This is a genomic window from Candidatus Poribacteria bacterium, from assembly GCA_026702755.1.
Lineage (GTDB): Bacteria > Poribacteria > WGA-4E > WGA-4E > WGA-3G > WGA-3G.
Window position 1 is genome coordinate 68,387 of record JAPPBX010000081.1, and the last position, 17,291, is coordinate 85,677.

Here is a 17,291-nt window from a genome sequence, read left to right on the forward strand (position 1 = left end):
CCACGTCCTCAATCTCTACTTCAAGGGTACAGAATTAATCCCTATCAACTTCCGCCTTTTTCGCCTCTTCCCAGATTTCATCTAAACTTTCTAAGTCCTGCGCTTCAAAATTCGTGCCGCGGCGTTCCAATTCCGCTTCCATCCATTTAAAGCGGGTCATAAACTTGCGGTTCGCGTTCCGCAACGTTTCTTCCGCTTGAATTTCCATAAAACGGCACAGATTAACGATAGCAAAAAATAGGTCTCCGAGTTCTGCCGAAATCGCTTCTGGCTTATCTGCGCTGATGCTCACCTTGACCTCTTCAAGTTCTTCATCCACTTTGGCGATAACATCGGCGAGTTTATCCCAATCAAAACCGACACGTGCGGCTCGATTCTGTATCTTCTGGGCGCGGAGAAGTGTAGGAAGCGCGTTCGGAATCCCGTCAAGCACCGATTGCCGGTCCTCGTAGCCTGCCTCTTGGCGTTTGATCTCCTCCCAGTTCTTTACGACCTCGTTTGAATCCTCAACATTAACGTCACCAAAAACATGCGGATGCCGTCGGATCAATTTTTCCGTTAACGTTTCAATCACTGCATAGATGTCAAAATCTTTGTGTTCCGCTGCAATCTGCGCTTGAAGCATGATGTTTAGGAGGAGATCTCCCAATTCCTCTTTCAACTTTTTCGGGTCACCCGTATCGATTGCTTCAAGTGTTTCATAGGTTTCCTCAATGAGTGTGGATTTCAGCGTTTCATGTGTCTGCTCCCGATCCCACGGACATCCATTCTCGCTTCTCAAGGTCGCTATGACATCAACAAGTTCTTCAAATAATTCTTTTTCCATAGAGTTCTCCTTTACTTGGTTTTTGTTTTATTATTCAAAGCCTTTACGTGTTTTTGGACTTCGGAGTAACGTTCCGCTTCTGGGAAATAGGTGAGATAAAGTTCATAGAACTGCAGTGCACGTGCATAATTTTTCTCTGCTTCTGCCGCACGAGCACGTGCCTCTAACGCGTCTGCTTTGGCGTTCAATAACTCGCTGAGCAGTTGCGTCGCACGTTTTGTGAAAACACTACCGGCATAGGTCCTGCGAAATGCCTCTAACGTTTTTACCATCTCGGCGTAGGGTTTTTCATCAGCTGCCTTTTTTAGTTGGTCAAATTGCGTCTCAGCTTGCGTCCTGAGACGTGTTGTCGATTCTTTCGCATTTTGGCAGAGCTCTGTATCAGGTAAAATGTCCGCAATTTGGGTGTAAATTGTGAATGCCTCTCCAAGTCTGCCATTCTTTTCGGCGGTTTGTGCCTTTTCAAATCCAACTTCAACCTGCTTCATAGGTCCATAAGCGATAAGCCACTCCCTTATTTTTGTTTTCGTTGACCACTTTGGAGAAAGCGTGTGTGTTTCATCTGGCCACCCCTCAAAAGTCACATCTGCACCCCACATCCTATAAAACTGTGCTGCGCGTTTTGCGCGTTCGTAATGCGGGTCATCCAATTCACCTGCACCATAGAAAACCGGATGTCCGCGAATCAATTCCGCAGGGGGTGGATTTATGTCCACGTCGCGTCTTCCAGCACCGAGGACGAATCTCCCCGCTAATTGATCTAACATCTGTTCTCCGAGGACGGTCGTTGAATAGCCGCCTTGGCTATACCCCCCCATGAAAATGTATTCTTTGGCGACGTTCACCCGTTTTGAAACAAGTTCTAACGCCTCATCAAAGAAAATTTTCTCCGGTGCCGTTTCGGTGGGGCTGAGTCCTCCCTCATAATAACGATCAGTTGCATAATTCATACCGACAATAATAAACCCTTTTCCTTTTGTTAGCAGCCTGAACATTCCTGTTGTGGCCGTCCCACGGTAACCGTGGTAATAAAAAATAACTGGAAATGGACGTTTGTCGGTGTAATCAACTGGAACGTAAAGCAGAAATGTCTTTCCTGTCTTTGGGGCTGTGATACGCACCTCTTTCCCCGGCGCCACAGTAGGTATCTCAGCGGCAAACGCGCTGTGAAGCAGAAGCAGTAAGGCTATATTGCAGCATACAATCTTCACGCTGCGGCGCAAATTATTGGATGGTAGGCCTCTGATAGCAAGTTTCGACTTGCGAACTACGCCAAAAGGACGTGTTTTCATGCGTCTGCTCCATTCTCCTGTTCTTGAAGGGTTTCTAATTGAAGAATCAACTGGCCGAGTTGAAGACGCAATAGTAAGGTATAGATTTGCATCAGGAGCGTAACCTGCGCCTCCGTTGGCAGATCGCTGGCATGAATTACCGCAAGCAGTCTATCCGCACGTTCCCGGACCTGTTCGGCTTTTTCTAAATCGTCTTCTTCTGTTTCTGCCGTGCTCTCCTTGATAAACTGCCAGATGCGGTCCTGAATTTCCAGCATATAATTTTTTGCCATTGCTGTGCGCGCCTTCTTAGCAGAATCTACCCAGATTGTATTCGCCTTCCAATTCAGCATAAACGCCACACTGTTAATAACCACATCGCGAAGTGTATCCTCGCCAGAGAGCAGTTCTTCTAAGTTTGTTATGCCCTCTGCTTCTGCTGAGAAGGTGCGAACGCGCCTAAAATCTTTCATATTTGTCAACAACACTTCATTTTCTGCGATGAGCCGCCAAAAATCAGCACTCGTTGAAAGGATTACCTCTAAACGATTACAAACCGTGTCGGATATCTGTGTGCGAACGCAGTAGTAATGCAGACTGTGGAGTTGGCTCCGAAAGCGTTGCAAACTCTCAGTCGTCTGGATCTCCGACGCGTATGCGATATGCGGAAGGAGTTCCTCCCGAATTTGATTCAAAAGTGTTGGGACAGTGCGTTCAGCGTTCATATCTTTTACATGTAGAGGCAATAGCGAATAAATAGAACAGGATCATTCAGTTTTTTTAAGAAAGCTGTGTGGATATTGAACTTCCCTCACTCGGGACAATCTCCGAATCACAACAGATATTCGTCTTAGAAAATAACAACACGCTCAAGCCCGAGGTCGGATAGGTGGCGTAACGCTACAGATGACGATTGGCGATCAAGCAGTGTCTAATTCTGATAACTGACAACTTCTTTAGTAATAGAATAGCAGGTCTTCTCGAAAAAGTCAACTTGACAATTGTTGAGAGACTGTGTTAGAATGCGGATAGAGAATACACGGCACGGGAGAAAAGCTGCCATGAAATTGTCCATTGTTGCTGTCATCAGTATCGCTTTCTTTGGGATACTCATGAGTTCTGCCGACGAAAAAAGCGAGATAGTACCACCAAAAGTAGGCGATACAGCACCAGATTGGACGCTCCAAGACGCTGAGGAAAAGGAGCACAATTTGAAGAAGCTGCGCGGTAAGGTCGTTTTCCTGATTATGGGCAATCGCAAGATTCGAGAGGAAGACGACAAGTGGGCAGAAGCGTTCCAGAAAGACTATAAAGAAAATGAAAAGGTTGTCGCCTATATCATTGCCGATTTGCGGAGTGTCCCCGGATTCATACCTAAAAGATTTATCAGAAGTCAACTCAAGAAAAACCCACCCCCTGTGGAATTCCTGCTGGATTGGAAGGGAGAGGTCCATAAGCGGTATCAGACGGAAAAGAAAAAACCAACACTATACCTAATTTCGCAGGAAAGCACCATTGTGTTCCACCGAAAATCCGATTTCAAACCGGAAATTTACGCCGAACTTAAAAAGGAAATCGACAAACTTTTAGCAAAACCCGATGCAGAGTAATGTTTATGAAGTCGTATTTTGTTGTCAGTTGACCTTATATTTAGCAGCGTTTAAGCGTGTGCAATCCTCTCGGTAATGGAGGAAAGTATGGCCACGAAAATTAGAATAGAACCCTATTTGTCCAGTCCAATCTTTTTCCTTGTCGCGGGTCTGTTCCTTGGTGGATTCGGTTTCTTCGCGATGGGCGTAGCCGGAGACGACTTACTTTTTTTTATTTTAGACTGGATTTTAATCATCTTTGGTTTTTCTGCTGCGGTCTATGGGTTCATAGGGATAGTAGAAGGTAAACAAAAACGGATTAAGGGGAACCAGCAGGAGGTACGCGCCCTTTCTCAAAATTTGAAGGTGCGTTATCCGACCTACATCTTAAAGGTTCACAAATTGAAACAGAAGCATGAAGACCTGCATGAGAAGTTCCCTGAAGTCCGGGCATCTTCTGAGGAATTCAAACGCCGTATCAAAATGTTTCAAGCCGAGTTAGTTGAATTGGAAACCCAGCTTCGCGATAACCTACAGAAGCACGCGCCCGTTATAGATAGCGATAACGTAGACGGTGTCGCGAAAAAGATTCTCTGGTCTGATCAGCAGATTCAGTTGACACAGTTGGGGGACACCTTAAAAACACTCACTGAGACGGAAAGCCCGATGGTGCCAGAAAATTACCGTAGGGCACTGAATCGGATACACCACGATTTCAAAAGGCTTGATGGTGGCGTAACGCTTTATCACGAATTGTTAACAGCATGTACCAGTGAAACTGATGCATTCGACGCAATTTCAGCCTTGAAGCAGGAAGTTGAGGAGGTTGACGCGCTGCTCTCGCAGCACGAAGCCGAATTGCAAAAGTTAGCAACAGATACCCAAACGCAATATAAGATGTCGAAAATGGCACTCTCAATATTTCAAGAGCGTTTTGAAGAGTTCAAAGCAGGTTGCGAATAATCACGAAGGGAAACGGATATGAAATATCTCGTCACCGGTTGTGCGGGGTTTATCGGTTGGAAAGTGACGGAGTTTTTGTTGGAAGCAGGACACACCGTTGTTGGAATCGATAATATAAACAAAGCGTATGATACACAAGTCAAGCAGTGGAGACTTCAGCAACTCGAAGGCATCCCAAACTTCCAATTTCACCGTTCAGATATCTGTGACCGAGATACCCTACAGGCAATATTCGAGAAGAGTACCCCTACATTTGACGCAGTGATTAACCTCGCAGCTCGTGCCGGGGTGCGGCAGTCCGTTGAAAATCCTTGGGTATACGTTGACACGAACGTAACTGGTACACTGAATCTGTTAGAATTGTGCCGCGAGTTTGAAGTAAAGAAATTCGTGTTGGCATCGACATCAAGTCTTTACGGTGCGAACAATCCACTCCCCTTCAGCGAAGAGGCAAACACAGACGGACCTTTATCCCCTTACGCTGCCTCAAAGAAAGGTGCCGAATCGTTCTGCCATAGTTACCATCACCTCTACGGTATCGACGTGACAATCTTCCGTTTTTTCACTGTCTATGGTCCCGCTGGCAGACCGGATATGAGCGCGTTTCGTTTTGTACAGTGGATCAGTGAAGGGAAACCGGTCATCGTCTATGGCGATGGCAAACAGTCCTCGCGAGACTATACTTATCTTGAAGACATCGCTCGTGGGGTGATAGCAGGGCTGAAACCTCTCAACTACGAAGTGATTAACCTCGGTTCAGACAGTCCCATCGTACTTATTGATACGATTCGGCTTATAGAAGAACTCGTTGGTAAGGAAGCGCAGCTCTCACACCAACCTTTTCATCCGGCTGATGTTCGCGCCACATGGGCAGATATCCGCAAAGCGGAAAAACTTTTAAACTGGCGACCCCAGGTCACTTTCCGTGAAGGTATCACTGCGCTTGTAGAGTGGTATCAGGCGAATCGTGAATGGGCAAAAGACATCCAAACAGGCTAAATCGCCCCTCCTTGTAGGAGCGAGTGTTTTTGCTTGGGTATTTCTGCGGATTGCTTGGTGTCTTTGCTTGGGTGTTTCTGCGTATTTTTGCGGATTTCCCGTGCACGCGACCTTTACACCCATTAACTTTGACGAGACAAAGCACTAAGTCAATAGTGTGACTGCCTTTTTCAAAGCATCGGCATCCACCTTTATTTTTGCTATCTCTACCTCGCGTTGGACATAAGTGAGTGTATGTTCTGGACTCATCGGGGCAGCAATGTCCTGAACGATCTTGTGGAGCCGCTTCACATCGGTTTTCTTGATACCGGTCTGTGCTTCAATGCGGGCATGTAACTCAGCGGGAGACTCCGGTTCTTCAATGGGTGCTGTGCGTTTGGAAGGTGCCCCTTTTCTTTTCGGTTTCGATTCTGCCGATGGAGATGTCCGTGTCTTCGTCTGGCGTGCCCTTCTTCGAGACGTTCCCTGTTTAGAAGTCTGAATTTTCCCCACTTCTAAGGACTTGACACCACATTCCTTACACAACTTCGCTGTGACATCCGCCAAGGTCATCGTTACAATCATTTCTGTAATCGCGCCACAGACTTCACATTCGGAAAGGTTTTCGATGTTTGTAAGGATCTCAGCGTGTATGACGAGCATTTTCTCTTTATCGGTTTTTGTCTGTTTCTCTTTCTGACAGAGTGCTATCAGTTTTTGTGCTGCCTTCTCGATTGTGTCTAAATGTCCCATGTTGTTCCCCTAAAAATATGAGGCATGGTAACCTCAAGGTGAAATATATCCTCGCTTCCGCTGGCGAGGATTGTATCCTCGCCTTCCTCTAATGTTCAAGTAAGCGTAGACTTTACGATAAATTGCGATTCGTTTATAGGTGAGGTTTCTGACAGGAGGCACGCTTAATCTTCGCCAAAGCGCGCGTGCAGGACAATGTGGCACGTACGTCCTGCGTAATTATTTAGATTGCAGCGAAGCAGCGAAAGTCTTGTCTGTATAGAGTTTATATTCAAAACTGTCTATCAATGCTTCGCAACTGGCGGAGATGATGTTCTCTGAAACGCCAACAGTGCTCCAAGTTCTCTCTCCGTCACTCGCTTCAATCAATACTCGGACTTTTGAACCTGTCCCGGCTTTGGTATCCAACACCCGAACCTTGTAATCTATCAATCGGACAGTCTGCAAAGCGGGATAGAACTGCTCAAGCGCTTTTCGGAGCGCGGTGTCAAGTGCGTTGACCGGTCCATCTCCATCAGCAGCGGTGTGTGCCGTAAGACCATCTGGTGTCGTAACCTTTATGGTTGCTTCAGAACGCATCGCGTAGTCGCTGAATTGTTCAATGATAACGCGGAAACCAACAGATTCAAAAAAGGATTCGTAACCATTAAATATCTTATGTGTCAAAAGTTCAAACGATGCTTCAGCGGCTTCGTATTGGTAGCCTTCCTGTTCCGCTTCCTTGAGGCGTTTGAAGAGTTCTAACACCTGTGGTGAATCCTTGTCGTAATCGGGGTATTCCTTCTCAATCTTTTTCATAATGGTGCCGCGTCCCGCTTGGTCAGAGACGAGAATTCGTTGCGTATTGCCAACCGTTTCCGGCACGATGTGTTCATAAGTAAGACGATTTTTACGGATGGCATCGGTGTGCAAACCACCTTTGTGGGCAAAAGCGGAACGTCCGACGTAAGGTTGACGTTCATCGTGCGGGAGGTTCGCCAATTCGCTGATAAGTCGCGATACACTTGTTAACGCTTGTAGCCGCGTATCGCTGAGGCACTTTATGCCGAGTTTGAGTTGAATCGTGGGAATAATAGAGGCGAGATTCGCGTTTCCACACCGCTCACCGTAGCCGTTGAAGGTCCCTTGCACATGGGTCGCACCAGCCTGGACAGCCAGCACGGAATTTGCCGCACCCATTCCAGCATCGTTGTGCGTATGAATACCAACAGGCAGTGACAGTTCGGAGAGGACAGTTTCAACACCTGCTTGGATTTCCAGTGGTAGTCTGCCGCCGTTGGTATCGCAGAGCACGAGGCAGCTCGCACCGCCAGATGCAGCCGCTTGCAACGTCTTCATTGCATAGATAGCATCGTCGGCATAACCATCGAAGAAATGTTCGGCATCATAAATCACCTCGCGCCCATTTTCGACAAGATAGCGGACAGAACTCTCAATTAATTCCAAGTTCTCTTCTGCTGTGACACGCAGGACATCGGTGGCGTGGAGCCGCCAACTCTTTCCAAAAATTGTAACCGTCCTCGCACCAGTATCCAACAAAGCAGTCAAATTCGGATCGACATCGGCGGTATACGTCGGATAGCGCGTGCTGCCGAATGGCACAATCGTTGCCGTTTCTAACGCCATCCCTTTCGCTCGCTTGAAAAATTCTATATCTTTCGGGTTGGAGCCGGGGTAACCCCCCTCAATATAGCGGATACCTAACTTATCCAGTGCCTCTATGATGATAAGTTTATCTTCAACAGAAAACGCTACGCCTTCTGCTTGGCTGCCATCCCTAAGTGTTGTGTCATAAAATTCAACCATGTCCCTTTTCACGGCAAGTTTTGGCTGCAAACTACGCCAAAATTCGGTGTCTCCTTTTAGGCTTTTATATCTTAATTCCTGTTTAGTTTTACACCAATATTTTATCACATTTAAGGGTGAAAGTCAAATTTTGTCTGTGTTTTTCGCAGTGCCAATAGCAAAATAAAATCCTTGTGCTGCGTCTCTTTAAATCTATTTGTAATTTGATAATTCGTTCGATTATGGTATTATTAAAAATTATGAAAACTTTTTCCATCTTTCTCTATTGTGGAATAATACTATTTTCAGGTTGTGGGATATTCACCTCCAAACCGGTTGAGATCCAGATTCCAGCTGCATCGTTGGATCCACTCGAAAAACTACACGCCGATATTGATACCGTTTTACAGGAAGCGTTGTTCACAACGGCAAGCATTGGGATAAAGGTGGTTGCGGTTGAAACAGGGGAAGCGATTTATCAAAAAAATGCGCACAAGCTACACCACCCCGCCTCCACAACGAAACTCTTCACGGCAGCGGCTGCTTTGGCGAAATTGGGATCGGATTACCAGTTTGAAACAACGCTCTATGTCGATGCGGATGCGAATACACAAGTGATAGAAAACATCTACCTTAAAGGCAGAGCGGATCCAGTGCTTCAACCAGATGATATAGTGCAATTGGCTGACCTGTTACTTGAATCTGGTGTGAAGTTGATAGAAGGTGATGTCGTTGTTGACGAAACATATCTTGACACCGTTCGGGAGGGTCCAGGATGGATGTGGGACGATAGACCATTTCGGATGAGTGCTTTAAGCATCAGACAAATAGAACCCGATCCGGAAACAAGAAGCAGAGCACTGTCGTGTGGCTATCTATTGAAAATCGAACTCGAACAAAAAGGCATTGAAGTGGCAGGTGATGTCGTCTCAGGAACAGTCCCACCAGACGCACGCAGCGTTGCCAAGCATTTATCGCCACCGCTCGCCGATATTCTCAAACGAATGAACAAACCGAGTGACAATTGGATCGCTGAACTGCTCTTCAAAACCATAGGAGCAGAAGTGATAGGTGAACCCGGAACGTGGAGGAAAGGACGAGATGCCATCAATGAATTTTTAACTGAAATCATGGGCGAACCGCCGCCGCATCGGTTCGTTGACGGTTCCGGGCTTTCTCGGTACAACCTCCTCAACGCCGAATTGCTCACGAAACTGCTCGTCTACATGTATCAGAACTTTGCGTTGATGCCAGAGTATCTGGCATCGCTCCCGATTGCTGGCGTTGATGGCACCTTAAGCAATCGGATGCAAGGCGTGTCCGCCGAAAAGACATTACGTGCGAAAACTGGCACTTTAAGCGGTGTTTCTGCGCTTGCGGGTTACACCGTAACTGCAGACGGTGAGGTGTTCGCATTCGGCATCCTCATCAGCCATTATGTCGGTCCAGCGACACCTGCACGGAACATCCAAGATAAAATTGGGAATTATCTGGCCGGATTTAGCCGCCATCCGGTTAGTAACATTACCGGTAAACTCTCCGAAAACGAATAGGAACAACTTGGGCATGTTGCTCTATAAACGTGATTCTCTTGTCATATAGGCTTTCATGTGGTATAATAGTCGCGGTTTTGAGGGACTTATCTAATAAGATGGTGTAATTTTATTATCCGCAGCGTCCTAAGAATTCGCTGCTGGTATTCCAAGAACAGATACACCCGTTAATACAACAAACACACTACATGACTCTTTTATGCGAATTGTTAGAGAAAATGAGTTGGCGAAATTTGCAGAGCGACATCCAAATACTCATACCTCCCTCAACCATTGGACACAATTGATGAGAGAAGGAAGTTTTAAGTCAATTATTGACCTGCGTGAAACGTTCGGACGCGTTTCACCAGTGAAGGTTCAACCTCGAAGGTTTAATCGAGAGTCAATAACATTGACAGTTTTCAACATTAGTGGCAACGATGCTCGTCTTATCACGGTCGTGCAATACGCGCAACAGGTCGTGTTTATTGATCAAGTGCTAACACACGATGAGTATGATACAGGAAATTGGAGAAAGTAGACCATGTTAACTGAAAGACCTCCGACACCGAATGTATCGCCAACACCCATTTCTTTCGGACTTAATGTCTTATTAGAGAAAACAGACCTTAGCGCACTCCTCCAAGAACAAGCTATTGCTGAGTTCAGTTCCGAGCATCTACAAACACTGATGTGGAAAATCGTTCCTGAAGTTCCAATGTCTTTTTCCAAACCAATAAAAGCATCGGAACAAGAACAGATTGAATTGGATCCATATCCAGAAAGCGACTACCAATGGCTTCTGGAAGTACTTGAAACCCTAAGCGATATAGTGAGTCGGAACGTAAATAACGACTTTGCTGCACTGACCGAAACCGACTATGAACAACTTGATGCAGTGCTAAAAGAACTAATCTATATCGTTGGTGACGATGAAAAGCATCGCTTGGCATCATTGATGGACTTCACTGGTGTCCTCATCACAAAGTATGAAAATGAATACTTTCCAAAACTGACAGACTTGTTTCCTGAATTAGCAGAAAATGTAAATTTAAACGACATAAAAGATGAGAATCAACAAGATAATCCTATCAAGAAGTCGGAAAAACCTACAAAAGCACTTGCCGCGGAGGCATTTTTGTCCATCGGTAACCTTCTCTCGGACGGAGATAAAAAGGAAGGGGCAATTTTTGCTTACGATCAAGCGATATACCTGAATCCAGAGCACGCACATGCTTACTACAACCGTGGGAGAGCGAAAGGATCTTTAGGTCAATATGAGTCTGAGATTGTTGATTTAGATGAGACTGTGCGACTTATCCCCAATTTTGCCGAAGCTTACTTATTGCGAGGTATTGCAAAAACTGCGCTGAATCACTATAAGTCTGCGGTCGCTGACTTTGACGAGACTCTACGACTAAACCTAAACAATTCGCTCGTATATATAGTTTACGCCTCGCGAGGTTGTGCCAAAATAGTGTTGAATCGTCATGAGTCTGCAGTTGCTGACTTTGATGTGACCCTTCAACTCAAACCTGATGCCAAAATTCATTTCTTGCGTGGTTATGCAAAATACAAAATAGAACAATATAAGGATGCGATTGTTGACTTCGACAAGACTCTTCAACTCAAATCAGATCACGCTCAAGCCTACTTCATGCGTGGACGCGCGAAGATTAAGTTAGAACAATATGAAACTGCAATTGCTGATTTTGGTAAAGGTTTCCAACTTGAACCAGATGATGTTTTAGCCTACTTTGATCGAGGTTATGCCAAATATAGCCTAAAACAATATGAAGATGCGATTGTTGATCTTGACGAAGGCATCCGTCTCAATCCAAATTCTACTGAAACTTATTTATTCCGCGGTATGGTAAAATGCATTCTCAACCAACATGGCTCTGCAATTGGCGATTTTGATAAAGGTATTCCTCTTAACCCTGATTTTGCTGAAGCTTATTTATTTCGAGGCTATGCCAAATATGGAATAGGAGAATATGAATCTGCCATCGTGGATTTTGACGAAGGTATTCGTCTCAATCCAGATTCTGCTGAAGCTTATTTATTCCGAGGCTACGCCAAATACAGATTAAAACAATATGAAACTGCGCTTGCTGATTTCGACAAAACTATCCAACTCAACCCAGATAATGGCGAAGCATATAATAACCGAGGCCATTTGAAAAACAAACTTGGACAATATGAATCTGCACTGGCAGACTGCGATGAATCCATCCGTCTAAACTTTGATGATGCATGGCCGTATGCCAATAGAGGCTTTGCGAAAATTAAGTTAGGTCAACCAGAATCTGCGCTTACCGACTGTAACGAAGCAATTCGGAGAAATCCTTCTTTGGCTGAAGCCTACAACACCCGAGGTCAAGCAAATACTCTTTTGGGCAGGACTCAGGAAGCAAAGGCAGATTTCCAAAAAGCCTTAGAACTGGCAGAACAGACTGATAACCAAGATCTCAAAACTGAGATTGAGCAATCACTTGAAGAACTTGATAATGCCAATTAGAAGACAATGTAAATCTGCGCGACGGTCAAGCATCTCCCCGACTTTTTTTAATCAAACCGAGACGTAATCTCAGGGGGCGGTTCTCCCACAACGGATTTTCCATCTTTCAACAACGGCTCAGCGTTGCCCCATAGACGACTCCCATCATGTGAAAGCAGAGGTTCCGCGGAATACTGCGCAAGATACGCACGCCGTAGACTGTTCGTGTAGTTCGTCCCGCTACAGTGGAAATTGACGCTCGTAAACGCCACAATGCTCCCCGCAGGAACGATAGCAGGTACACCCTTTTCCGGTCCGAAATAGCCCACCATATCGTTACTTTCATCGTCGCGGATGTGTTTTACCCATGAACGGACACCGATATGAGAAAACGGCATCACGTAGACCGTCCCGTTCTCTTCGGACATATCATCAAGCGCACACCAACAGGTGAGGTACGGCTTGTGGTCGGGGTAACCAACGTAACCCGAATCTTGGTGCCAGCTGAACTTCATTCCCTCTTCTGCTCCCTTGACGACGTACTGCTCCCAGAAGAGATACGCCGTATCGCCTAAGGTCGCACGGCAGACATCCGCCATCAGATCGCTGAACAGAAATTCGCGAAGTTTAGGCTGTTGCCTGAAGCAGTTTGAGACGAAATACCGCTTTCCGCGATGATTGAGACCGAGCATTTCTGTGTCCTGCCGCTCCATCTCAGCATCCGCCTGATTGATAAAGGTCCCGCACTCACCGCGAAGCAGTTCCAAAAGCGGTTCCGGGATAACGTTCTCTAAAATGAAATAGCCTTCCTCTTGGTATTGCTGTTTCTGTGCATCAGTTATGTTCATAAACTTCTACCTATAACGTGACGCTGGCGAGGTTTCAAACCTCGCCAGCAATATGGGAGTATAAATTCTATTCGATATTTATTGGACGGACGATCTGGCCGTTGCTTTCCCAATACGTATGCTTTCCGGTGATGTAGTCAGAGTCCCCAGCAGGTTGGATGTTCCCTTTCGTATCAATGGCTCTGGAGACGACAGTATGTTCCCCCTTCGATGGGTTGTTCCAATCAAGATGCCAGATTTTCCATGCGAATTCGGCATCTTCTTCCGGATCTATCGTCGCCTTTTGCCAAGCACCGCCATCAATGCTTACTTCAACGGTTTTGATAGGTGCCCCCCACGCGGCACCGTAGATACGGTATCTATCACCGATGCGCGTTACTTTCGCCGCTAACGATTTCAAGTTTGTCCTACCAACTGAAGTCTCCATCCACACCGATTCGCCATCGGGACGTTTCTCCTCGCGCATCGTGACATAATCGCGTCCCATAAACCGCCCCATGTACCGGGTATCGCGCACCTCAATACGTTTGAGCCATTTTACGCAGGCGATGCCGTACCATCCCGGAGCGATCAAGCGAAGCGGCGCGCCGTTCGCGTGTGGTAACGGTTCACCGTTCATCTCATAACAGAGGAGGTTGGTGTCTTCCAATGCGTCTTCAACAGACATACTCCGTGCAAAGTTCTGACGCATCTTTACACCGCGTCGTTCCTCTTCGCCAACATCGTGTCCGAAGAAGATAACCTCAATCCCGTTTTCTTGGATACCAGCCTCCTTGAGAATCGGCGCGAGGGGTGTGCCAGCCCATTTAGCATTGCCAATTCCACCTGTGAACGTCGCAAACCCATGGTTGCCGGAGCACTCCAACGTAAAGGTTACCTCCTGCCGTGGACGTGCTTTAATATCTTCAATTGTGAGCATCAACGGGTTGTCAACCAAACCGCTAATCTCCAATTTCCATGTCGCGAGATCAACTTCAGGTGTGCCGTAGTGGGAAACATTGAAGAATTTATCGTTCGGTGTGATAAAGGTATCAAGCTTACTCCAATCCAACAAAACTCGCTCTGAAGGTGGCGGTTGATCGGTGAAAGGGATAAGCACTTCACCCTCACGACGTGGAAAGGCGTAGACTGCCCACGGACTGAGCAGCAGCCCTGTAAGCGTTATACCGCTCTGTCGCAAAAAATCTCTGCGATCCATGGTGCCTCCTCATTTTTCGGTAGACGTAGTTTTAAGCGTTCGTTGCCGCAATATAGTTGGCGTTAACCTGTTTCCAGTTAACGATTTTCCCCCAAGCATCAACATAATCAGCGCGTCGGTTCTGATAGTTCAGATAATAAGCGTGTTCCCAGACATCAAGACCGAGGATAGGGGTATGTCCTTTCATCAACGGACTATCCTGATTTGATGTTGAATAAATCTGCAGCTTCTTCTTATCGTCAACGACAAGCCATGCCCATCCGGATCCGAAATGTGTTTTCGCGGCTTTGGCAAACATTTCGCTGCCAGCATCGAATGAACCAAACGTGGATTGAATCGTCTCGGCAACTTTCCCTGTCGGTTCTCTGCCTTCGGGAATCATAATGCTCCAGAAGAGCGTGTGGTTGGCGTGTCCACCGCCGCTGTTGATAACGGCTTGGCGAATGTCCTTCGGCACTTTATCAATATTCCTGAGCAGGTCTTCAATTGACAGGTGCTCCAAATCGTGGTGCCCTTTGATTGCCGCATTGAGTTTATTGACGTAGCCTTGGTGGTGTTTCCCGTGATGGATCTCCATTGTGCGTTTGTCGATGTATGGTTCAAACGCATCGTGCGGATAGCGTAGTGCTGGTAGCGTATGACCATGGCTATGCGCTTGCTCGTGATGGTCAGCATAAAGGCGCAATGGACTGTTCGCAAGGAGCAGTCCTGCCACTGCGGTACTTCCTCGAATTAAAAAATTTCTGCGGTTCATGAGTTCTCCTTGTCCTGCTATTTTGGATAGCATTTTACAGAAATTGCGGGTTTGTGTCAATATAAAATTCGGTTGATTTTGGCACAGAGATGTGGTATGTTGATTGCAATACCAATATAAAGAAACAAAGAATGAAAAGGAAGACAACACTTTATGTCTAAAGAACTTTCCCGTCTTAAACCCGTTGAACTCCGTGATATTTGGCCCAACGAAGCTGCAGACTTTACACCATGGCTGGCTGAAGAAGAAAATCTTAACCTTCTCGCTGAAACCCTCGGTTTAGAACTGGAACTTGAAGCACAAGAAAGAGATGTGGGAGACTTCCGTGCTGATATTTTATGCAAAAATGATGATGGTTCACGAGTGCTCATTGAAAATCAATTGGAAGCGACTGACCACATTCACCTTGGTCAAATCCTAACGTATGCGGCTGGATTGGATATCCACACAGTTATCTGGATTGCGAAAGAATTCCGAGAAGAACATCGTGCTGCGCTTGATCGATTAAACGAAATTACAGATGAACACTTCCAGTACTTTGGGATAGAGATTAAAGTATGGCAAATTGGGGATTCTGCACGTGCCCCGCAATTTGAGATCGTCTCTAGCCCCAATGACTGGAGCCGATCAGTGACTAAAGACACGCGAAATGCCATTAAAGATCTCTCTGAAACCCAACGACAACAGGAAAAATTCTGGACAGAATTCGGCAAGCACTTGACTAAAAAAAACAGTCCGATTACGCAGCCAAACCCACAACCTTTAGCACGGACGATTTTTAGGATTGGCAGATCCGATTTCGGTATATACACAACTTTAGTTAACAGGAGGCAGGAGATTCGTATTCAACTTACCATACGCGGAATCAACGCCAAGGCTCACTTTCATCTATTGAGAGAACAACAACCTGAAATTGAAAGTGAATTTGGTGAACCACTTGGATGGTCAGAACTACCTGAAAGAGAGGAAAGTCATATATACTTACTAAAAAGTGACACTGATCCATCAGATGAAGCTGATTGGCCCAATCAGCATGAATGGCTTGCAGCTAAACTTGAAAAGTTTTATGCTGTTTTCCGGCATCGCGTAAAAGCACTCAATGTCGACAACTGGGAACCACCCGAAGCCGAGGATGACGCATAAACATGGATTTGGTTTGTAGTAGGGCAATTTATTGCCCGTTTATCAAAGAGAGATAATCAATGGAAAACGCAGACACCTTCCACATTCTCGCGTTAGATGGCGGTGGCACCCGCGGCATGTACACCGCCCAACTCCTCGCTAAAATTGAAGAGGCTTTTGGAACGCGTATCAAAACCTGTTTCGATCTCATCGCCGGAACGAGCACAGGCGCAATCATCGCTGGTGCTGCTGTTTCCGACATCCCGATGACAGATATCGTCCAACTCTTTGAAACTGAGACCCCTTATATCTTCCGAAGAAGATGGTATCGCATTCCATTATTCTTGAGTAAATATCCAAGCGAACAACTCGCCCAGGTTATCGCCAAGCATATTCCAGCAACGCCTCTCGGTCAAATAGCAACGCCATTGATGATAACAAGTTCGGAGATCGCCAAAAGTGAAGTTCACATTTTTAGATCCAATTATGGGAGTCGCTATTCGGAGGGTACACCCCCTACAAGTAAAGAGGTCTGTTTGCGAGAGGCTATCCTTGCCTCCTGTGCTGCACCCACATTTTTTGCCCCAAAATCCGTTGATGACCTCTTGTTAGCAGACGGCTGCTTATGGGCAAACAATCCCTCCACAATTGCCGCCACAGAGGCACTCTCAGTGTTTAGAAAAGAGGCACGAAAGATTCGGATGCTATCTATCGGTACAGGACATTCAACAAACATGTATCGGCAGAGACGCGGCTGGGGGTTTATCACCGGATGGGGGGGTGCCAAACTAACCTCCTACGTGATGACATTGCAAGCCCAAGCCTCCGCACATATAGCGAAATTGTTGCTAAAGGGGAATTATTTACGCATCAATCCAGAAATCGATCGCTGGGAGATAGATACCCTTACGCGGTTAGATGACCTCAAATCCCTTGCTGAGCGCGATTTTGAAAAATATGCTGCAGAGATTGAAACTTTTATTCCTGCTGAATTTAAATAAGGTCCAATGATCACCTGAAAACGCAGTTTTCACACATCTCCTATTTCTCAGCGTAATCCATGATTTAGGCAACCCCATATACTTTTCTGTTAAAAAATTGACTTTTTAAGTTGTAAAATGTATAATACAAGAGAATGTGACAAATTTTTCCGTTTTGAGAAGTGAAGGTAA

16 protein-coding genes are annotated in these 17,291 nt (G+C 46.0%); 8 read left to right on the top strand and 8 right to left on the bottom strand.

What is annotated here, in order from left to right; genetic code table 11:
- Nucleotides 1-34 precede the first annotated feature (34 nt).
- From mazG to OXH39_14860, 3 genes are read right to left on the bottom strand one after another with little or no spacing between them, the layout of a single operon-like run.
- Nucleotides 35-826: a nucleoside triphosphate pyrophosphohydrolase gene (mazG, locus tag OXH39_14850; GenBank protein MCY3551737.1), complete on the bottom strand. Its 792-nt coding sequence runs from the start codon at nt 824-826 to the stop codon at nt 35-37.
- Between the two features lie 11 nt (nt 827-837).
- Nucleotides 838-2,118, bottom strand: coding sequence for a hypothetical protein (locus tag OXH39_14855; protein MCY3551738.1), 1,281 nt, complete (start codon nt 2,116-2,118; stop codon nt 838-840).
- On the bottom strand, nt 2,115-2,822 hold the full coding sequence (locus tag OXH39_14860; GenBank protein MCY3551739.1) for a hypothetical protein: 708 nt from the start codon (nt 2,820-2,822) through the stop codon (nt 2,115-2,117). The genes OXH39_14855 and OXH39_14860 overlap by 4 nt, the downstream gene beginning before the upstream one ends.
- 336 nt (nt 2,823-3,158) lie before the next feature.
- Here OXH39_14860 and OXH39_14865 point away from each other — a divergent pair, with 336 nt between their 5' ends.
- The 3 genes from OXH39_14865 (at nt 3,159) to OXH39_14875 (ending at nt 5,648) form a co-directional block, all read left to right on the top strand.
- Nucleotides 3,159-3,707, top strand: coding sequence for a redoxin domain-containing protein (locus OXH39_14865; protein MCY3551740.1), 549 nt, complete (start codon nt 3,159-3,161; stop codon nt 3,705-3,707).
- An 87-nt stretch (nt 3,708-3,794) separates the two neighbouring features.
- Nucleotides 3,795-4,649, top strand: a complete 855-nt coding sequence (locus OXH39_14870) for a hypothetical protein (GenBank protein ID MCY3551741.1) — start codon at nt 3,795-3,797, stop codon at nt 4,647-4,649.
- Between the two features lie 18 nt (nt 4,650-4,667).
- On the top strand, nt 4,668-5,648 hold the full coding sequence (locus tag OXH39_14875) for an SDR family NAD(P)-dependent oxidoreductase (protein ID MCY3551742.1): 981 nt from the start codon (nt 4,668-4,670) through the stop codon (nt 5,646-5,648).
- Between the two features lie 144 nt (nt 5,649-5,792).
- Here OXH39_14875 and OXH39_14880 read toward each other — a convergent pair whose 3' ends face one another.
- A complete protein-coding gene (locus OXH39_14880; protein MCY3551743.1) occupies nt 5,793-6,380 on the bottom strand; it encodes a hypothetical protein in 588 nt (195 codons plus the stop codon).
- Nucleotides 6,381-6,599: 219 nt separating this feature from the next.
- On the bottom strand, nt 6,600-8,186 hold the full coding sequence (cimA, locus tag OXH39_14885) for a citramalate synthase (protein ID MCY3551744.1): 1,587 nt from the start codon (nt 8,184-8,186) through the stop codon (nt 6,600-6,602).
- Nucleotides 8,187-8,425: 239 nt separating this feature from the next.
- Here cimA and dacB point away from each other — a divergent pair, with 239 nt between their 5' ends.
- The 3 genes from dacB (at nt 8,426) to OXH39_14900 (ending at nt 12,218) form a co-directional block, all read left to right on the top strand.
- Nucleotides 8,426-9,718: a D-alanyl-D-alanine carboxypeptidase/D-alanyl-D-alanine-endopeptidase gene (gene dacB, locus OXH39_14890; protein ID MCY3551745.1), complete on the top strand. Its 1,293-nt coding sequence runs from the start codon at nt 8,426-8,428 to the stop codon at nt 9,716-9,718.
- A gap of 199 nt (nt 9,719-9,917) precedes the next feature.
- Nucleotides 9,918-10,238: a type II toxin-antitoxin system HigB family toxin gene (locus OXH39_14895; GenBank protein ID MCY3551746.1), complete on the top strand. Its 321-nt coding sequence runs from the start codon at nt 9,918-9,920 to the stop codon at nt 10,236-10,238.
- 3 nt (nt 10,239-10,241) lie between these two features.
- The gene (locus OXH39_14900) at nt 10,242-12,218 is read left to right on the top strand and encodes a tetratricopeptide repeat protein (GenBank protein MCY3551747.1); all 1,977 of its coding nucleotides are present in this window, start codon (nt 10,242-10,244) and stop codon (nt 12,216-12,218) included.
- 47 nt (nt 12,219-12,265) lie between these two features.
- On the opposite strand, the gene OXH39_14905 is transcribed toward OXH39_14900, so the two are convergent.
- The 3 genes from OXH39_14905 to OXH39_14915 all read right to left on the bottom strand — a co-directional run bounded on the left by OXH39_14905 (nt 12,266) and on the right by OXH39_14915 (nt 14,997).
- Complete coding sequence (locus OXH39_14905; GenBank protein MCY3551748.1) at nt 12,266-13,045, bottom strand: phytanoyl-CoA dioxygenase family protein; 780 nt, start codon at nt 13,043-13,045, stop codon at nt 12,266-12,268.
- A gap of 67 nt (nt 13,046-13,112) precedes the next feature.
- Nucleotides 13,113-14,243: a sulfite oxidase gene (locus OXH39_14910; GenBank protein ID MCY3551749.1), complete on the bottom strand. Its 1,131-nt coding sequence runs from the start codon at nt 14,241-14,243 to the stop codon at nt 13,113-13,115.
- 31 nt (nt 14,244-14,274) lie between these two features.
- Complete coding sequence (locus OXH39_14915; GenBank protein MCY3551750.1) at nt 14,275-14,997, bottom strand: superoxide dismutase; 723 nt, start codon at nt 14,995-14,997, stop codon at nt 14,275-14,277.
- A 153-nt stretch (nt 14,998-15,150) separates the two neighbouring features.
- On the opposite strand from OXH39_14915, the gene OXH39_14920 reads away from it, so the two are divergent.
- On the top strand, nt 15,151-16,140 hold the full coding sequence (locus OXH39_14920; GenBank protein MCY3551751.1) for a DUF4268 domain-containing protein: 990 nt from the start codon (nt 15,151-15,153) through the stop codon (nt 16,138-16,140).
- Between the two features lie 59 nt (nt 16,141-16,199).
- The gene (locus tag OXH39_14925) at nt 16,200-17,120 is read left to right on the top strand and encodes a CBASS cGAMP-activated phospholipase (protein ID MCY3551752.1); all 921 of its coding nucleotides are present in this window, start codon (nt 16,200-16,202) and stop codon (nt 17,118-17,120) included.
- Nucleotides 17,121-17,291 lie beyond the last annotated feature (171 nt).